The following is a 16,128-nucleotide window of genomic DNA, read 5'->3' as shown; positions in this document are numbered from 1 at the left end:
CGTAAATATTGGGACAACCAGCCTCCTCACACACCGTGTGCAGACCCTCGCGCTTCACCAAACCCTTAAGCTCAGTGAACTCGGGCCCCATCCGCGCCTTCGTCTTGATCCACGGCGGCTTCTTCTCAATGGGAGTCTGGGAGTTACGCACCTCAAGGCGCAACAACTTCCGACCATCCGGGGCAGCAGTCACGAAAACCACCCTACGCCCGGCTTCGAGCCGGGAACGGTCAAGCGGGGTCGGGGGTGACGCTCGTCAACTTTGCCGTGATCTCCCACAACGCGCCGCCGTAGCCCTCGTTGCGTGCCGGTCCGAGCGGGCGGACCTTGGTGGGGGCGCCGCGCACGCCACCGGGGCCGCGCGGCCCGATGTAGTCGCCGCCTTCGACGCCTTCGGCGGTCGCCGCGTACAGCTGCGGGAGCGCGCCCTGGCGCGCGTTCTGCGCGATCAGCACCTCGCCGATCTTGTTGAGCGCGCCGACGGCCGCCTTCATCAGCGTGCCGCCGTAGGAACGCGCCATGTTCGAGCCGAGGCCCGTCGAGCTGTAGCCCGGGTGGGCGGCGACGCTGATCACGTCGTCACCCGCCGCGCGCAGCCTGCGGTCGAGTTCGAGCGCGAAGACCTGGTTGGCCAGTTTCGACTGGCCGTAGGCCGAAGCGGGGTTGTAGCGGCGGTGCTCGAAGTTCGGGTCGGCGAAGTCGAGCCTGCCGCCGTTCGCCGCGACGCTCGACAATGTCACGACCCTGGCCGCGGAGCCGCCGCGCAGCGCCGGCATCAGCAGCCAGGTCAACGCCGCGTGCCCGAGGTGGTTCGTGCCGAACTGGGTTTCGAAGCCGTCCTTGGTGCTGCCCTTGGGCGTCGCCATCCGGCCCGCGTTGTTGACGAGGACGGCCAAGGTGTCACCGGTCAGTTCGCGCACCGCGGCGGCGGCTTCGCGCACCGAAGCGAGGTCCGCCAGGTCCAACCGGACGAGCTCGGGTGCCGGGCCGGTCGCGGCGGCGCTCACCGTGCGCCGCGCCTCCTGACCCCGTTCGGGGGAGCGGCACGCCAGCAGCAGCTTGGCGCCTTTGCCCGCGAGCACCTCGGCGGTGCGCAGGCCGAGGCCCGAATTGGCGCCGGTCACGAGCACCGTGCGCCCGGACTGGTCCGGGATGTCGGCCTCGCTCCACTTGCCTGTCAGCTCTGACATGCCGCTCACCTAACTACATACGTGGTCGCCGCGCATTCACGCACTCGGTGCGAGGAGGCGCAGCAGCTGTCCCATCGGGCTGCGGCGGCGGGCCGGCTTCACCGGGCCGTGACGCAGCAGCGCGTCCAGTGCGTGGCCGACCTTGGTGATCTCGGCGACGGGCTCGCCCGGCTCGGCCAATCCGGCCGTGACGGCGAGCATCCGTCGCTCCGCCTCACGAAGCGGCTCCAGCACTGGGTGCGGCTGCGTGTCCAGCACGGCTCGCAGGGCCTCGTGGTTCTTCGAGGCGCGCTGCCACGCGCGGGTGACCGCGTCGACCTGGTCGCCGACCTGGCCCTCGGCCGCCGCGTCCTCGGGGTCGGCCAGCTCCGCGCGCAGATGGCCGCTCAGTAGCTGGGTCCATTGGTGGTGCAGCGCGAGCAGCAGGTTTTCCTCGGTGCGGAATAGCTCGCGGGCCCCGGGAATCTCGGCGAGCGACAGTGGCCGCCCCGGTTCTTGCCTTGCTTGCTCGACGGCGGTCTCGAGGATTTCTCGCCGCCGGTAGAAGTCGTTCCAGCTCATGGTGTGGGCTCCCCTTCCGTGATCGGGGTCATACCGCAGGTTTGCGGCATACTCCCGGTACGGACCTGACCCGGCGAACATACCATGAGTATGGTGGGGTGCCCCGGCGTAAGGTTGTGAGTGTGGCGACAATGAGGTCAAGGCGACTCGACTATTCCGAGTCCACTCGATCGGCGCTGGTCGACAGTGCGGTCGAGCTGTTCACCAAACGTGGTTACGCCGGTACCTCGCTCGACGAGATCGCCAAGCGCGCGCGGGTCACCAAAGGTGCCCTCTACCACCATTTCAGCGGAAAACAGGCCCTTTTCGAGGCCGCGTTCGACGCCGTGGAAAGCCTGGTCTTCGATCGGCTGGAAAAGATCATGAGTGGTTCGGAAACGCCCTGGGAACGGGTGCTCGCGAGCCTGAACGCGTTCATCAAGAGCTGTCTCGACCCGTCTTATCAGCGCATCGCCATTCACGAGGCGCCCGTCGTGATGGGCTGGGAACGCTGGCGTGAGGCCGAGGACCGCTGCAGCTTCGGCCTGATCAAGGCCGGGCTCCAGACGCTCATCGAGGCGGGCGAGATCGACGACGTCCCCGTCGAGATCACCTCCCGGCTGCTGTTCGGCGCGTTGTCCAGCGCCGCCACCGAGATCGCGAGCTCCGCCGACCCCAAGAAGGTCGGCGCGCAGGTCGAGAGCGTCATGATCCGGCTGCTGGACCGCATCCGCCGCCCGGCCGAGGCCGAAGCCTCCCGCGGCGACAGGGCGAGCTGAGCGGCCGATCTATAGGCTGTCGTCGTGGACTTGAGGATCTTTACCGAGCCCCAGCAAGGGGCCAGTTACGACGACCTGCTGCGCGTGGCCAAGGCGACCGAGAACGCCGGTTACGACGCCTTCTTCCGCAGCGACCATTACCTGAAAATGGGCGACGGCGACGGTCTGCCCGGCCCCACCGATGCCTGGATCACGCTCGCGGGCCTCGCTCGCGAGACCAGCCGCGTCCGGCTCGGCACCCTGGTCACCGCCGCCACGTTCCGGCACCCGTCGGTGCTGGCGATCTCCGCGGCCCAGGTCGACCAGATGTCCGGCGGCCGGGTCGAGCTCGGCCTCGGCGCCGGGTGGTACGCCGGCGAGCACGCCGCGTACGGGCTCACGCTGCCGCCGATGAAGGAACGCTTCGACCGCTACGCGGAGCAGCTGGCGATCATCACCGGGCTGTGGGAGACGCCGGAGGGCGAGACCTTCTCGTTCGACGGCGAGCACTACCAGCTGGTCGATTCGCCCGCGCTGCCCAAGCCGCTCCAGCGGCCCCGGCCGCCGGTGATCATCGGCGGGGGCGGGAAGAAGCGCACGCCGGAGCTCACCGCGCGGTACGCCGACGAGTTCAACCTGCCGTTCGCCGACATCGAGACCGTCATCGCGCAGTTCGCGCGCGTGGACGCCGCGGCCGAGGCAGCCGGGCGGGACCCGAAGGAGATCATCCGGTCCGTCGCGCTGGTCGTGGCCGTCGGCCGCGATGACGCCGAGGTGACCAAGCGGGCCGAGAAGATCGGGCGCGACCCGCAGGAGCTTCGCGCGACCGGGCTCGCCGGAACACCCGCGGAGGTCGTCCAGCGGATCGGGGAATGGCGGGAGAAGACCGGCATCACGCGGCTGTACCTGCAGCTGCTGGACCTGTCGGATCTGGACCAGATCGACCTGATCGCCGCCGAGGTCGCTCCGCAGCTGGACTGACGCTTAGATGCCTCTGAAGGCCACCATGACGGCGTTAGGGCCTTCAGGGGCAATCTAGGTCAGTTCTGCAGGGCGAAGGTGACGCCGGGCGCCTGCGGGGCTTCGGGGCGGGCGAGGTAGCGGTCGCCCGCTACCTCGAGTTCGCCTTCGAGGGCGGCCAGGACAGCATCGCGCGCCAGAGGGAGCACGGCTTCCACCGGCACGTCACGCTGGAGCTCGTAGCTCAGTGAGGTGACTCCGGCGTCGCGGATCCCGCAGGGGATGATCTTGTCGAAGGCCGTGAGGTCCGCGTTGCAGTTGAGTTCGAAGCCGTGCATCGTGACGCCGCGCTGGACGCGGATGCCGATCGCGGCGATCTTGCGCTCGGGCCCGCGGTCGTCCGCGGGGATCCAGACGCCGCTGCGGCCCTCCACCCGTCCGGTGTGGACACCGAGCTGATCGCACACCGTGATGAGGGCCTCTTCGAGCCGGCGGACGTAGTGCGCCACGTCGATCGGGTCGTCCAGCTGGATGATCGGGTAGCCGACCAGCTGGCCGGGGCCGTGCCAGGTGATCTTGCCGCCGCGGTCCACGTCGAGCACCGGTGTGCCGTCGGTGGGGCGATCTTCCGGCTCGGTGCGCTTGCCCGCGGTGTACACCGACGGGTGCTCCAGCAGCAGCATCGTGTCGGGGCTGTCCCCGTCCGCCCGGGACGTGACGTACTGACGCTGCAGCTCCCACGCCTCGGCGTAGTCGATCAGGCCGATCTCGCGGACGTCGACGGGCTCGGTGCTGGCGCGGCAGGAAACGGTCGAAGAACTCACGTCAGCGAGGCTACGCCGCGTCCGCCCCGGCGGGCACGCGGTCCCGTGGCACGGGCAGCAGCCCGAGCGCGGCCGCCGCGAGCAGTCCCACGCCCAGCACGGCGAGCGCCGCGCCGACGGTGTCGGTGAACCAGTGCACGCCGAGCACGATCCGGCAGGCCGCGGACAGCGCGGTCGCGACGAGGGCGGCGGCCAGCGCCCACCGGACCAGCCGGGGCGCCAACCAGGCGCAGAGCAGCACCGCGACCAGTCCGGTGCTCGCCACCGAGACCACGTGCCCGCTCGGGTAACTCAGATCGGGGTACTCGCGCGGCCGCTGCCGCAGGAAGATCGGCTTGAACACCACGCTCGTCAGCCGGCACAGCACCAGCACGACCGCGAGCCGCACGCACAGGCCGGTCCGGTCGCGCGTCCGCAGCGCGACGGCGACCAGGATCACACCCAGCACGAACGGCAGGACCGGGCCGAGCACGTCGGTGAGCACGCCCGCGACCTTGCCCGCCGGCCGGGTGTACTGGCCGCGGAGGCCGTCGGCGATCGTGACGTCGATGGCGAGCGGCTGATGGCTGACCAGGCGGCCGAGCACCAGGAACGCGGCCAGCAGCACCACGCCGATCACCGCCCACCGGATCCTCGGCACGCTCATGTGGCGGCGGCCAGCGCGCTTTCGATGGTCGGGTGCCGGAACTCGAAACCGGCTTTCTCCAGCGCCCGGGGGACGGCGCGCTGGCCGAACAGGGCCATCTCCTCGGCGGCCTGGCCCAGCGCGATCTTCATCGCGAAACCGGGCACCCACCAGGGCGCGGGACGGTGCAGCGCCCGGCCGAACGCCTTGGTGAACTCGATGTTGGTGACCGGCTGCGGACCGGACAGGTTCACCGGCCCGGACAGCGAGTCGTTCCCGAGCGCGAAACAGAGGGCGCTGACCTCGTCGTCGAGGGAGATCCACGGCATGTACTGCTTGCCGTCGCCGAGCCGGCCGCCGAGCGCGAGCTGGAACAGCGGGCGCAACGTCGAGAGCAGGCCGCCCTTGCGCGCGAGAACCAGCCCGGTGCGAACCGAGACCACCCTTGCGTCCTTCGCGGCGGCCGTCGCGTTTTCCCAAGCCGTGCACAGTCCGGCCAAGAAACCGTCGCCGGCGGGGGTGCTTTCGTCCACAACGGACGATCCGGGGTTGCCGTAGTAGCCGACAGCGGAAGCGTTGACCAGCACCGGGATCCCGTGCTCGGAGACCGCCTCGGCGAGAACCTCGGTGGGCTCGACACGGCTGTCGAGCAAGACCTGCTTGCGCGCCGCGCTCCACCGGCCGGGCAACAGCGGCGCGCCGCAAAGGTTGACCACGGCGTCGACACCGTCGAGCGCGCCCGCCGCGATCTCGCCCGCAGGCGGATCCCAGCGCTGCTCGTCGGGCTTGTGCGGTTGGCGTCGGACCAGCTTGCGGACCTCGTGCCCGGACGTCCGGAGCCGCGCGGTGAGGGCGTCGCCGATCAAGCCGCTGGCACCCGCGATCAAAACTCGCATGGCTAGATCGTGCCCTATTTTTTGCCGGGGCGCTCAAGGAGTGGCGTCGCCAGGCGCCCCTGGTGTCGTACGCACGTGCGGGGTTTTTGGTTGGGTCCTGAGGTGCGGTTAGAAGCCTGTGTTTTTTGGCCAGCGCGCTCACAAACTCGCGCCGCCACGTCGCCCCTGACACCGAGCGTAAGTGCGGCTTTTGCTTTAAGGGGGGCGACCTGCCGTCGCGAGTTGGGAGGCCCTGGCGGGCCTGAAAGAGGGCGCGCGGCGGTGAAGTCTCCCCTCGCAGGGCTCGGGGAGACCCTGTGGCTGGGTCGCAAACCCGCTGTGGGCGGGTTTGAATGCCCCTGAAGGCCACCTTCACGGCGTTTTACGCTGTGAAGGTGGCCTTCAGGGGCTTGTGGGTTTAGAGGCCGAGCTCGCCCTCGAAGTTGCCTTCTTCCAGGCGCTGCTTGATCGTTGTCACGAAGCGGCCTGCGTCGGCCCCGTCCACCAGGCGGTGGTCGTAGGTCAGCGGCAGGTACGCCATCGAGCGGACGGCGATCGTGTCGTTGCCGTCGGCGTCCACGATCACGACCGGGCGCTTGACGACCGCGCCCGTGCCGAGCATGCCCGACTGCGGCTGCATGATGATCGGCGTGTCGAACAGCGCGCCGTTGCTGCCGATGTTGGTGATGGTGAAGGTGCCACCGGCGAGCTCGTCGGGCTTGATGTGGTTCGACCGCGCACGGCCGGCCAGATCGGCGATGCGGTGCGCGAGACCCGCGATGCTCAGCTCACCGGCGTCGTGGATGACGACGTTGAGCAGGCCCTTGTCGGTGTCCACCGCGATGCCCAGGTGCACGGCGCCGTGGTAGGTGATCTCCTTCGTGTCCTCGTTGTAGGACGCGTTGACGTTCGGGTGCTGCTTGAGCGCCTCGACCGTCGCCTTCGCGAAGAACGGCAGGAACGTCAGGTTGACGCCCTCGCGCTCCTTGAAGGCCACCTTCGCCCGCTGGCGCAGCTTCGCGACCTTGGTGACGTCGACCTCGTGGACCTGCGTGAGCTGCGCCGAAACCTGCAGCGACTCGCGGGTCTTCGTGGCCGTGATCTGCCGGATCCGGCTGGCCTTCTGGACCGTGCCGCGCAGGGCCGCGAGCTCCGGGGAGACCGAGACCTTCTTCGGCGCGGGAGCCGAGGCAGACGCAGCGGGCGCGGAAGCAGCCGGGGCCGCCGCGGGGGCGGGGGCGGGCTTGGCCTCCTTCTGCTTGGCCTCGGCCGCGGCCAGGACGTCCTGCTTGCGAATGCGGCCGCCGACGCCGCTGCCGGTCAGGCTCGCGAGGTCGATGCCGTGTTCCGTGGCCAGCTTGCGGACCAGCGGGGTGACATACGGGCCGCTGTCCGAGGACTCGGCCGCGCCGTTCGACTCCGCCTTGACCGGCTCGGGCTCCGGCTTCGGTTCGGGCTTGGGATCCGGCTTGGCCTGCTCGACCGGTTCGGGCTTGGGCTCGGGCTTGGCCTGCGCGACCGGCTCGGGCTTGGGTTCCGGCTTCGGCTCGGCCTTCGGCGCCGCGTTCGCGTCACCGATGACGGCCAGGACGCCGCCGACCTCGACGGTCTCGTCCTCGGCGGCGCGGATCTCCAGGACGGTGCCGGCGACCGGGGAGGGGACCTCGGTGTCGACCTTGTCGGTGGAGATCTCGAGCAGCGGCTCGTCGACCGCGACGCTGTCGCCGACCTGCTTCAGCCAGCGGGTGACGGTGCCCTCGGTGACGCTCTCACCGAGCTCGGGCAGCTTCACCTCGGTGCCCTCGGCGGACCCACCGGAAGACGCCTGCGGAGCGGGCTCCGGGGTCGAGGCCTGCTCCTGCTGAGCGGGCTCCGGCTCCGGTTCGGGCTCGGGCTCGGCCCGCTTCTCTTCGGCGCGGGACTGCTGCTCGCCGCCACCGCCCGAGCCGTCGTCGATGACGGCCAGCTCGGCGCCGACCTCGACGGTCTCGTCCTCCTGGGCACTGATCTTGACTACCGTGCCGGCGACCGGGGAGGGGACCTCGGTGTCGACCTTGTCGGTGGAGATCTCCAGCAAGGGCTCGTCGACCTCGACGGTGTCGCCCTCCTGCTTCAACCACCGGGTGACGGTGCCCTCAGTGACACTCTCACCGAGCTCCGGCAACGTGACGGAGTAGGCCATCGTTCGCTGACTCCCTAGATAAGTCTTCTGTGGATCTGGATTTTCTGCGGTGAGACGTCAGCTGTGTACGTGGAGCGGCTTGCCCGCGAGGGCGAGGAACGCTTCACCGAGGGCCTCGGTCTGGGTGGGGTGCGCGTGGATCAGCGGGGCGACGTCCTCCGGGAACGCCTCCCAGCTGTAGATCAGCTGCGCTTCGCCGATCAGCTCGCCGACCCGGTCGCCCACCATGTGCACGCCGACCACCGGACCGTCCGGAGCCTTGATCAGCTTGACCCCACCCGAGGTCTTGAGGATCTGGCTCTTGCCATTCCCGCCGAGGTCATAGGTGAACGTGGTGACGTCCGAACCGTACTTCTCCTTGGCCTGGGACTCGGTGAGCCCGACCGAGGCGACCTCGGGGTGCGAGTAGGTGACCCGCGGGATGCCCTTCTCGTCGATCACGCGGGGATCGAGCCCGGCGATCTCTTCGGCGACGAAGATGCCCTGCTGGAAACCGCGGTGCGCGAGCTGCAGGCCGGGGACGATGTCGCCGACGGCGTACACGTTCGGCAGGTTCGTCAGCAGGCGGTCGTTGGTGAGCACGAAACCGCGGTCCATGGTGACCCCGGCCTCCTCGTACCCGTGCCCGGCCGAGTTCGGGCCGCGCCCGACGGCGACCAGCAGGAGGTCGGCTTCGAGGGTCTCACCCGATTCCAGGGAGACGCTGACGCCGTTGTCGTCCTGCTTCGCGCCGGTGAAGCGCACGCCGGTCTTGAAGGCGATCTTGCGGCGGCGGAAGGCGCGCTCGAGCTGCTTGGAGGCGAACTCGTCCTCGTTCGGGACCAGCCGCGGCAGCGCCTCGACGATGGTCACGTCGACGCCGAAGGAGGCCCAGACGCTGGCGAACTCGACGCCGATGACGCCGCCGCCGAGGACGACGACCTTCTTCGGCACGTAGTCCAGCGCGAGCGCCTGCTCACTGGCGATGATCCGGCCGCCGAGCTCGAGGCCCGGCAGGGAGCGGGAGTACGACCCGGTCGCGAGGATCACGTTCTTGCCGGTGTGGCGGGTGCCGTCGACCTCGACGGTGGTGCCGCCGACGAAGGTGCCGGTGCCCTCGACGAGGTTCACCTTGTGGGCCTTGGCCAGGCCCTGGAGGCCCTTGTACAGGCGGGCGACGATGCCGTCCTTGTACTTGTTGACCCCGGCGATGTCGATGCCCTCGAACACGGCCTTGACGCCGACGGACTCGGCCTCGCGGGTCTCGTCGGCGACCTCCGCCGCGTGCAGAAGGGCTTTGGTCGGGATGCAGCCTCGGTGGAGGCACGTCCCGCCAAGCTTGTCCTTTTCGATCAGGGTGACGGAAAGGCCCAGCTCGGCCGCGCGGAACGCCGCGGCATAGCCGCCCGATCCGCCACCCAGGATCACAAGGTCGGCGGAGGTGTCGGTCACGTCAATAACTCCTCGGCAAGCGGTAGGGGTGAAGCTCCGGTGCCGCGCGTCGCGGTATACGCGCGCGCAACACACGCCATCTTGTCACTAGTGGAGTCAAGCTTGCGAGCTAGCCGGGTGCAGGGCGTCGAGCATCACCCGGAGCCGGGATAATGGTGTTCGGACGCGAGTGGGAAATGAGGTGGGCGAGGTGGGTCTCTTCGACTCGCTACGCAGGCTCGGCAAGGGTGGCCAAAAGGCCGGTACGCTGCGGAAAGCCAGCTCCGGGGACACGAAGCACCTGGAGGAATGGGCCGGGTCTCGGCAGGGGGTGGAGGCCTATGTGGAGCCCCGCACCAACGTCACGGACACGACGGTGGTGTTGATCGCACACGACGGCGAATGGACCCGCAGGCGGATCGACAGCCTGGAGGCCGCGCAGCAGTTCGGTCACAAAAGGTCGATCCCGGTCTACGAGGTCGCGCGGGTGGGTTACCCGAAGCGCATGCGTGAGTACACCGAGCGCAAGAAGCGGGGGCAGGCCTGACCCGGCCGGAAAGTCACAGCTCGAGCGCCTCGACGTGCTGCCCGTGGAAGACGTCTCCGGTCTTGCGGAAGCCGAGCTTGAGGTAGAACGCTTCCGGGCTGTGCTCACCCGGCTGCCACAGCACGGTCGCCTTGGCGATGCCCCGGCGGCGGCACTCCGCCAGCACTCCCTCCACGGCGAAGCGCCCATAGCCGTTGCCCTGCTGCCCGGCGCCGACGTTGAGCCGCCAGACACCCGCGCGGAAGAACTCCAGCGGGTTACCCGGTTCGAAGGCACCCATCACGAACGCCACCGGCACGTCGCCGTCGAAGACCAGGCGTGGCCAGGCGACGTCCGGTTGCGCGTACGCCTCGGCTAGTGAGATGGCCACGGGCGCCACATAGGACTCTTGGTGCGAGGCGACGGACAACTTGCAGGCGGCGCCGACGTTGTCCCTCGTCACCTCGGCCAGCCGGAGTTCGGTCATGGAAAAACCGTAGTCACCCGGCCGCTTCCAGCAGGCCGAGGTGGTGGCGCAGCAGGTCCCCGAAGGTCTCGTGGACGGTCGTGCCGAGCACCGGGTCCCACTCGACCACCCGGGCTCCGGCCAGGACCAGCACGGCTTGACCGGCCGGTTCGCTGAGCACCACCGCACCTTCGCGCGCGGTCAGTTCCCCGGCGCCCAGCAGGCGCGGGAAGACGACGTCGGCGGGCAGGCCGTCGCAGGTCAGCAGGAACTCGCGGTAGCCGTCGGGCAGGCCGGTGCCGAGGCGTCGTTCGGCCTCGGAGACGTCGGCCTCGGTGGCCGGGGCCGGGGGAGTGCCGGTGCCGCGGGCGCGCAGGATCGCGGCCACGAGGTCCGCGCTGCTCGTCAAGTTCCGCGCGGGCGGGTGACGTTGGGCCAGCGCGGCGAGCAATGCTCCAGTGCAGTATTCGGGCCACGTGTCGCCAAGGCCGAGCGGATCTGCCCCGGCGGCCAGCAGGCGCGCGAGCGGGCGGGACGCGGCGAGCTGGGCGACCTCCGGCAGCGGCCTCTTCCCGGCCAGCTCCGCCCAGGTTCGCAGCGCTTCGCGAGTGGCAGGGAGATCGCCCTCGCGCGCGCTCGCGTCGGCTTGGGCGGCAGCGGCCTGAAGCGGGTCCATCCGGGGTGGTGGGCCCAGGTTCCTGGTCAGGCCGGACACGATCCCGGTCAGGCCGGAGTCCCCGAGCACCTTCGGTACCGGTTCGGTCGCCTTGCCGAGCAGCGCCGTGTGCGCGCGTTCTTCGGCATCGAGGTCGAGTGGGGTCAGCTCCGCCGCCCAGCGCGGCCGGGTTCGCCCGGCCTCGAACAGCATCGCCCAGGCGCGCGCTTGGACCGAATTCGACGCCAGCGGCTGGACCGGACGCTCGGTGATCGCCTGCCAGCGCGTGACGAGCCGATCGGCTTCGTCGGCGGCCCCGGCCGAGGCGAGCAGCAGCGCGGCGTACCCGATCCGCTCGTCGACGCGGGTTTCGGCCGCGGTGAGCACGTCGCGCACGGCGTCTTCGAGGAACCGGCCGGGTGACCAGCCAGACTCCTGCGCGTCCCCGGAATCCATGGCTGATGACCCTGCCACAACGCTCAGACGACCACGCGGCCACGCAGGCCTTCCCAGCCGCGGAGCCACCAGTCGCGGCGGGCGCTCGGCTCCTTCGCGCGCTGCTGGTCGACGTTCCCGGTGATGAGGGTGGGGACGCGGTGCCCCGCCCCGGCGAGCACGGGGTTGGTCTTGGTTGGGTCCTGAGGTGTGGCTAGAAGCCTGTGTTTTTTGGCCAGCGCGCTTACAAACTCGCGCCGCCAGGTCGCCCCTGACCATGTACGCAAGTGCGGCTTTTGTTTGTAGGGGGGCGACCTGCCGTCGCGAGTTGGGAGGCCCTGGCGGGCCTGAAAGAGGGCGCGCGGCGGTGAAGTCTCCACTCGCAGGGCTCGCGGAGACGCTGTGTCTGGGGCACGACTGTGGTGGCTGGGTTTTGGTGTGCGCGTTGTGGCTGAGTCTTGGTGAGTTGGTGACGGGGCCAGGTCTTGGCGGTTCCGCACGCCGTTGAGTCTTGGGGTTCGGTGGCGGAGTCGGGGGTCTCTGAAGGCCACCTTGAGGGCGTCTAGGTCCCTCATGGTGGCCTTCAGAGGCTTGGCTTCAGCCGTTCGCGGCGATGTCCGCTAGCACCGCGGCGATCGTGCGGACCGGGACACCCGTGCCGCCCTTGGGGGTGTAGCCCCACGGGCCACCGGTGTTGAACGACGGGCCCGCGATGTCCACGTGGGCCCAGGCGAGGCCCTCGGGGACGAACTCGCGCAGGAAGACGCCCGCCGCGAGCATGCCTCCCCAGCGCTGGCCCGTGATGTTGGCCAGGTCCGCCAGCCGCGAGTCGAGTTCGGCACGCAGCTCCTCCGGCAGCGGCATCGCCCAGCCGCCCTCGCCGGTCGCCTGCGCGGCGGCGGCGACGCGGTCACGGAACTCGTCGGAACCCATGACGCCCGCCGTGCGGTTGCCCAGCGCGACGACCTGAGCGCCGGTCAGGGTGGAGGTCTCGATCAGATAGTCGGGGTTCTCCTCGCCCGCGCGGACGATCGCGTCGGCCAGTACCAGCCGGCCCTCGGCGTCGGTGTTGAGCACCTCGACCGTCTTGCCGCCGTACATGCTCAGCACGTCGCCAGGGCGGTAGGAGGTGCCCGAGGGCAGGTTCTCGGCCAGCGGGATGTGCGCGACGACCTCGAGCGGGTACTTCAGCTTCGCGGCCAGCACCACCGACGCGAGCACCCCGGCGGCGCCGGACATGTCCGAGGTCATGTGGTCCATGCCCGCGGCGGGCTTGATCGAGATGCCGCCCGAATCGAAGGTGATGCCCTTGCCGACCAGCGCGACCTTCTTGGCACCCGCCTTCGCCGGCTTGTAGGCGAGACGCAGCAGACGCGGCTGGCGCGCGGAGCCGCCGCCGACGCCCAGGATGCCGCCGAAGCCCTTGCGCTTCAGCGCCTTCTCGTCGAGCACCTCGAACTCGAGCCCGTTCGCCTCGGCCAGCTTCTTCGCGCGGTCGGCGAAGGAGGCCGGGAACAGGTCGTTCGGCGGGGTGTTGATCAGGTCGCGAGCGATGATCACGGCCTCGGCGATCGCGGTGGCGGCCTTCAGCGTGGCCTTGTGGTCGCGCGCGGCACCGTCTTCGGGGCTGGTGAAGTCCACCTTGGCGACCGGCGCGTCACCGGGCTCGGAGCGGTACTCGGTGAACGCGTACGCGCCCAGCGCGGTGCCTTCGACCGAGGCCTGCAGGTCGATCGCGGACAACGTGACGACGGCCTTCTCGGTGCCGGCCAGCGCGCGCCCCGCGGCGCCGGCCGCCCGGCGCACCTGCTCGGCGGTGACGCTGCCGTCCTTGCCCGCCTTGCCGAGACCCACCGCGAGCACGACCCCGGCGGACAGCTTGCCCAGCGTCGGGAGCTTGACGACCTCTTCGGCCTTGCCGCTCGCGCCGAGCGTGGCCAGCACGCCGGCGAGCTTGCCGTCGAAGGCGGCGTCGGCGACCGCGGCACCGGCGGCGAGCACCGGACCGTCCTCACCCTGGAGCGTGCCGATCACCACGACGTCCGCGCGGGTCTTGGCCAACGCCGATTCGGTGTTCTCGGTCAGGGCAAGCTTCGGCACGGTCACTTCTGGCTCCTCGCGCTTTCGCGGTGGGACCGGACAGGTGGTCCGGTCTGATCGTGAGCCATGCTAATGACACGGGGGCCGGGGGCGCGCACAGGGCCGGGCGTGCGCAACCGTCACATTTCGTCAAGGTTCCATCATCAGGCGAGCGCGGGCACGGCACAGAGGTCGCCGACCGTGGACCCATGAGCGAACCCAGTGCCGTTCCCGACCGGTTCCGCGACCGGTTGTACCTGGCGATTACCCGCCTGCTCGCCGTGTTCCTCCTGCCCGTGGCCGCCCTGTACGCGCCCCGCCGGGCCCGCCACTTCGCCTGCCAGTGGGCACTGGCGGCCCGTTTCCCCGCGGAGGACCTCGCCGGGCTCACCCCGGCGGCCAGTACGGCTTTCGCCGCGGCGCGCACCGAGGCGTTCTGGCGTGACGGGCGGCTGATCGGCGTCACCTCCGGGCACCGCGACGCCGCCGAGCAGCACCGGCTGTTCGCCGACGAGCTGCGCCTCGCGGGTTCGGTGGAGCTGGCGAGGACCAGCGTGCTGCCGCCCGAGGAGTCCCAGCACGTCCGGGGGATCGCCATGGACGTCCGGCCGAGTGATGGCGCGCGCTGGCTGGAGGAGCATGGCGGCCGCTACGACCTCTACCGCATCTACGACAACGAGTGGTGGCACTTCGAGCACCGGCCGGGCAGCGACGGTGGGGCCCCGAGACGGCTGCCGCACCCCGGCGCCTCGCCTGCCCGCCATCCGGCGTAACCGGTGGTATACCGGTCTGGTCGCGTCCCTGATCATCGTCTCGAGGAGTGCCCCGTGTCACGGCTGTTGCTGGTCGAGGACGACGTCGTGCTGGCCGAGACGCTCTCGCGCGCCCTGCGCGGGCTCGGTCACGAGGTCGACGTGGCCACCAGTGGCGAACACGCGCTCGAGGTGCTGGCCGACCGGCGCCCGGTCGTCGACCTGGTGCTGCTCGACGTGATGCTGCCCGGGATCGACGGGTTCGAGGTCTGCCGCCGGATCCGGGCGCACGACACGATCCCGGTGGTCCTGCTGACCGCCCGCGGCGACGCGTTCGACATCGTCGTCGGGCTGGAGGGCGGTGCCGACGACTACGTGGTCAAGCCGGTCGAGCCGCGGGTGCTGGACGCGCGGGTGAAGACGATCCTGCGCCGCGTCCGTGGCCCGGCCGAGCAGGCTCCGGCGTCGAAGACCCACCTGATCGGGGACCTGGAGTTCGACACCGACGCCCTGCGGGTCACCAAGGGTGGCGCCGAGGTCTACCTCACCTCGACCGAACTGCGGCTGCTGCTGGAGTTCGCCGACCACCGCGGGCAGGTGCTCAGCCGTCAGACCCTGCTCAAACGGGTGTGGGACTACGGCTACGCCGGCGATTCGCGGCTGGTGGACGCCGCCGTGTCGAGGCTGCGCGCGAAGATCGAGGCGGACCCCGGCAACCCCCTGCTGCTGAGCACGGTCCGTGGCTTCGGCTATCGCCTGGCCAAACCGTGAGGTGGCGGCCGGGGCTGCGGGAGAGCATCGCGCTCACGGTCGTGCTGATCACCGTCGCCGCGACCGTCGCGATGGCGCTGGTCGCCTATCAGCTGCAGGCCGGGCCGGTGCGCGAACGGTTCGCCGCCTCGGCGCTGGCCGGGTTCCAGTCCGACGCGCAGCAGGCGAACAAGCATCAGGCGCCGATGGCGGGTGCGTCCAAAGTAGAGCGGATAGCCGACTTCATGGCCGGGCGGTCCGGGCTGACCTGGGACGTGTACGACCTGCGGTCCGACGCGACGAACGGGCAGTACTTCCCCGCCGCCGGCAGCGGCGGTTTCCTGCCCGCGGCACTGGCCGAGGCGGTGACCAGCACGCGGAATCCGGTGGTCTCCCCCGGCGGCACCGCCGATTCCCCGCAGCTGATCGTCGCCGGTGAGGTCTCCCCGAACCTGGTGCTCGTCGAGTTCTACAGCCTGAAGAAGCTGGACGCCGAGCTGTCGACCCTGCGCTCGGGGCTGACCCTGATCGCGATCGCGGTGTCCCTGCTCGCGGCGCTGGCCGGGGTCCTCGCGGCCCGGCGGATCCAGCGTCGAGTGGGGACGGCAGCCAAGGCGGCGCGGCGGTTCGGTGAGGGCGCCTTGGACATCCGGCTGCCGGTGCAGGGCCATGACGAGCTGGCCGACCTCGCGGGCTCCTTCAACGCGATGGCCGAGCAGCTCGGCGAGTCCATCGAGCAGCTGCGGGTCAAGGACCGGCAGCAACGGCGGTTCGTCGCCGACGTCGCCCACGACCTGCGTACGCCGCTGGCGTCGATGATCGCCGCCACGGACAGCCTGCACAGCCCGCTGGTGGCGGACCGGGAGCGGTCGGCCGAGCTGCTCGGCACGCAGGTCCGGCGGCTGAGCACCCTGGTCGAGGACCTGCTGGAGATGTCCCGGTTCGACGCGGGGGCCGCCGACTTCCGGCCCGAGACCGTGGACCTCGAAGCGCTGGTCGCGGACGCTGCCGCGCTGAGCGCGCCCGACGGGGACGTCGCGGTCCGGTGCGCCGGGGACGTCACGGTCCTCGCCGACCCGAGGCGGGTGCACACGATCGTGC

The 16,128-nt window shown here is 70.3% G+C and carries 17 protein-coding genes and 1 pseudogene; 6 read left to right on the top strand and 12 right to left on the bottom strand.

The annotated features are described in order from the left end of the window. The 3 genes and pseudogenes from QMK34_RS43235 to QMK34_RS43225 form a co-directional block, all read right to left on the bottom strand. A pseudogene (locus QMK34_RS43235) lies at nucleotides 1-193 on the bottom strand (lipoyl synthase); the annotation flags it as partial. A 37-nt stretch (nucleotides 194-230) separates the two neighbouring features. Next, nucleotides 231-1,190: an oxidoreductase gene (locus tag QMK34_RS43230; RefSeq protein ID WP_326420641.1), complete on the bottom strand. Its 960-nt coding sequence runs from the start codon at nucleotides 1,188-1,190 to the stop codon at nucleotides 231-233. Between the two features lie 36 nt (nucleotides 1,191-1,226). Beyond that, on the bottom strand, nucleotides 1,227-1,751 hold the full coding sequence (locus QMK34_RS43225) for a hypothetical protein (protein WP_326420640.1): 525 nt from the start codon (nucleotides 1,749-1,751) through the stop codon (nucleotides 1,227-1,229). Between the two features lie 131 nt (nucleotides 1,752-1,882). Between QMK34_RS43225 and QMK34_RS43220 the strand changes: the two genes are divergently transcribed. Together QMK34_RS43220 and QMK34_RS43215 are read left to right on the top strand one after the other, a co-directional pair. After that, nucleotides 1,883-2,509 carry a TetR/AcrR family transcriptional regulator gene (locus QMK34_RS43220; RefSeq protein WP_326420639.1) on the top strand — a complete coding sequence of 209 codons (627 nt, stop codon included), beginning with the start codon at nucleotides 1,883-1,885 and terminating at the stop codon, nucleotides 2,507-2,509. Nucleotides 2,510-2,533: 24 nt separating this feature from the next. After that, nucleotides 2,534-3,469, top strand: coding sequence for an LLM class F420-dependent oxidoreductase (locus QMK34_RS43215; protein ID WP_326420638.1), 936 nt, complete (start codon nucleotides 2,534-2,536; stop codon nucleotides 3,467-3,469). A gap of 59 nt (nucleotides 3,470-3,528) precedes the next feature. Here QMK34_RS43215 and lipB read toward each other — a convergent pair whose 3' ends face one another. The 5 genes from lipB to lpdA form a co-directional block, all read right to left on the bottom strand. Continuing rightward, nucleotides 3,529-4,272 carry a lipoyl(octanoyl) transferase LipB gene (gene lipB, locus QMK34_RS43210; protein WP_326420637.1) on the bottom strand — a complete coding sequence of 248 codons (744 nt, stop codon included), beginning with the start codon at nucleotides 4,270-4,272 and terminating at the stop codon, nucleotides 3,529-3,531. 10 nt (nucleotides 4,273-4,282) lie between these two features. Continuing rightward, complete coding sequence (locus QMK34_RS43205; RefSeq protein ID WP_326420636.1) at nucleotides 4,283-4,918, bottom strand: phosphatase PAP2 family protein; 636 nt, start codon at nucleotides 4,916-4,918, stop codon at nucleotides 4,283-4,285. Next, complete coding sequence (locus QMK34_RS43200; RefSeq protein WP_326420635.1) at nucleotides 4,915-5,793, bottom strand: TIGR01777 family oxidoreductase; 879 nt, start codon at nucleotides 5,791-5,793, stop codon at nucleotides 4,915-4,917. The genes QMK34_RS43205 and QMK34_RS43200 overlap by 4 nt, the downstream gene beginning before the upstream one ends. Before the next feature lie 397 nt (nucleotides 5,794-6,190). Next, nucleotides 6,191-7,954 (bottom strand): 2-oxoglutarate dehydrogenase, E2 component, dihydrolipoamide succinyltransferase, encoded by a 1,764-nt coding sequence (sucB, locus tag QMK34_RS43195; RefSeq protein WP_326420634.1) that lies wholly within the window; start codon nucleotides 7,952-7,954, stop codon nucleotides 6,191-6,193. A 57-nt stretch (nucleotides 7,955-8,011) separates the two neighbouring features. Further along, nucleotides 8,012-9,385, bottom strand: a complete 1,374-nt coding sequence (lpdA, locus tag QMK34_RS43190) for a dihydrolipoyl dehydrogenase (protein WP_326420633.1) — start codon at nucleotides 9,383-9,385, stop codon at nucleotides 8,012-8,014. 181 nt (nucleotides 9,386-9,566) lie between these two features. Here lpdA and QMK34_RS43185 point away from each other — a divergent pair, with 181 nt between their 5' ends. Next, nucleotides 9,567-9,911 carry an oxidoreductase gene (locus QMK34_RS43185; protein WP_326420632.1) on the top strand — a complete coding sequence of 115 codons (345 nt, stop codon included), beginning with the start codon at nucleotides 9,567-9,569 and terminating at the stop codon, nucleotides 9,909-9,911. Nucleotides 9,912-9,924: 13 nt separating this feature from the next. Here the strand turns inward: QMK34_RS43185 and QMK34_RS43180 are convergent, their stop codons facing one another. The 4 genes from QMK34_RS43180 to QMK34_RS43165 all read right to left on the bottom strand — a co-directional run bounded on the left by QMK34_RS43180 (nucleotide 9,925) and on the right by QMK34_RS43165 (nucleotide 13,552). Further along, entirely contained in the window at nucleotides 9,925-10,377 is a 453-nt protein-coding gene (locus QMK34_RS43180) for a GNAT family N-acetyltransferase (RefSeq protein ID WP_326420631.1), read from the bottom strand. Nucleotides 10,378-10,390: 13 nt separating this feature from the next. Continuing rightward, nucleotides 10,391-11,467 carry an SMI1/KNR4 family protein gene (locus tag QMK34_RS43175; RefSeq protein WP_326420630.1) on the bottom strand — a complete coding sequence of 359 codons (1,077 nt, stop codon included), beginning with the start codon at nucleotides 11,465-11,467 and terminating at the stop codon, nucleotides 10,391-10,393. 23 nt (nucleotides 11,468-11,490) lie between these two features. Then, nucleotides 11,491-11,628 (bottom strand): hypothetical protein, encoded by a 138-nt coding sequence (locus QMK34_RS43170; RefSeq protein ID WP_326420629.1) that lies wholly within the window; start codon nucleotides 11,626-11,628, stop codon nucleotides 11,491-11,493. Between the two features lie 415 nt (nucleotides 11,629-12,043). Beyond that, nucleotides 12,044-13,552: a leucyl aminopeptidase gene (locus QMK34_RS43165; RefSeq protein ID WP_326420628.1), complete on the bottom strand. Its 1,509-nt coding sequence runs from the start codon at nucleotides 13,550-13,552 to the stop codon at nucleotides 12,044-12,046. A 182-nt stretch (nucleotides 13,553-13,734) separates the two neighbouring features. Here QMK34_RS43165 and vanY-N point away from each other — a divergent pair, with 182 nt between their 5' ends. The 3 genes from vanY-N to QMK34_RS43150 form a co-directional block, all read left to right on the top strand. After that, nucleotides 13,735-14,298, top strand: coding sequence for a D,D-peptidase/D,D-carboxypeptidase VanY-N (gene vanY-N, locus QMK34_RS43160; RefSeq protein ID WP_326420627.1), 564 nt, complete (start codon nucleotides 13,735-13,737; stop codon nucleotides 14,296-14,298). A 54-nt stretch (nucleotides 14,299-14,352) separates the two neighbouring features. Beyond that, the gene (locus QMK34_RS43155; protein ID WP_326420626.1) at nucleotides 14,353-15,048 is read left to right on the top strand and encodes a response regulator transcription factor; all 696 of its coding nucleotides are present in this window, start codon (nucleotides 14,353-14,355) and stop codon (nucleotides 15,046-15,048) included. Then, nucleotides 15,045-16,128 (top strand): sensor histidine kinase (locus QMK34_RS43150; RefSeq protein WP_326420625.1); only part of this gene is annotated, 1,084 nt, incomplete at its 3' end. The genes QMK34_RS43155 and QMK34_RS43150, both read left to right, overlap by 4 nt.

The sequence above is a fragment of the Amycolatopsis sp. H20-H5 genome (assembly GCF_035828755.1).
Classification (GTDB): domain Bacteria; phylum Actinomycetota; class Actinomycetes; order Mycobacteriales; family Pseudonocardiaceae; genus Amycolatopsis.
The sequence above is the reverse complement of the archived record's forward strand: the minus strand, read 5'-3'. Positions and strand labels throughout refer to the sequence as shown.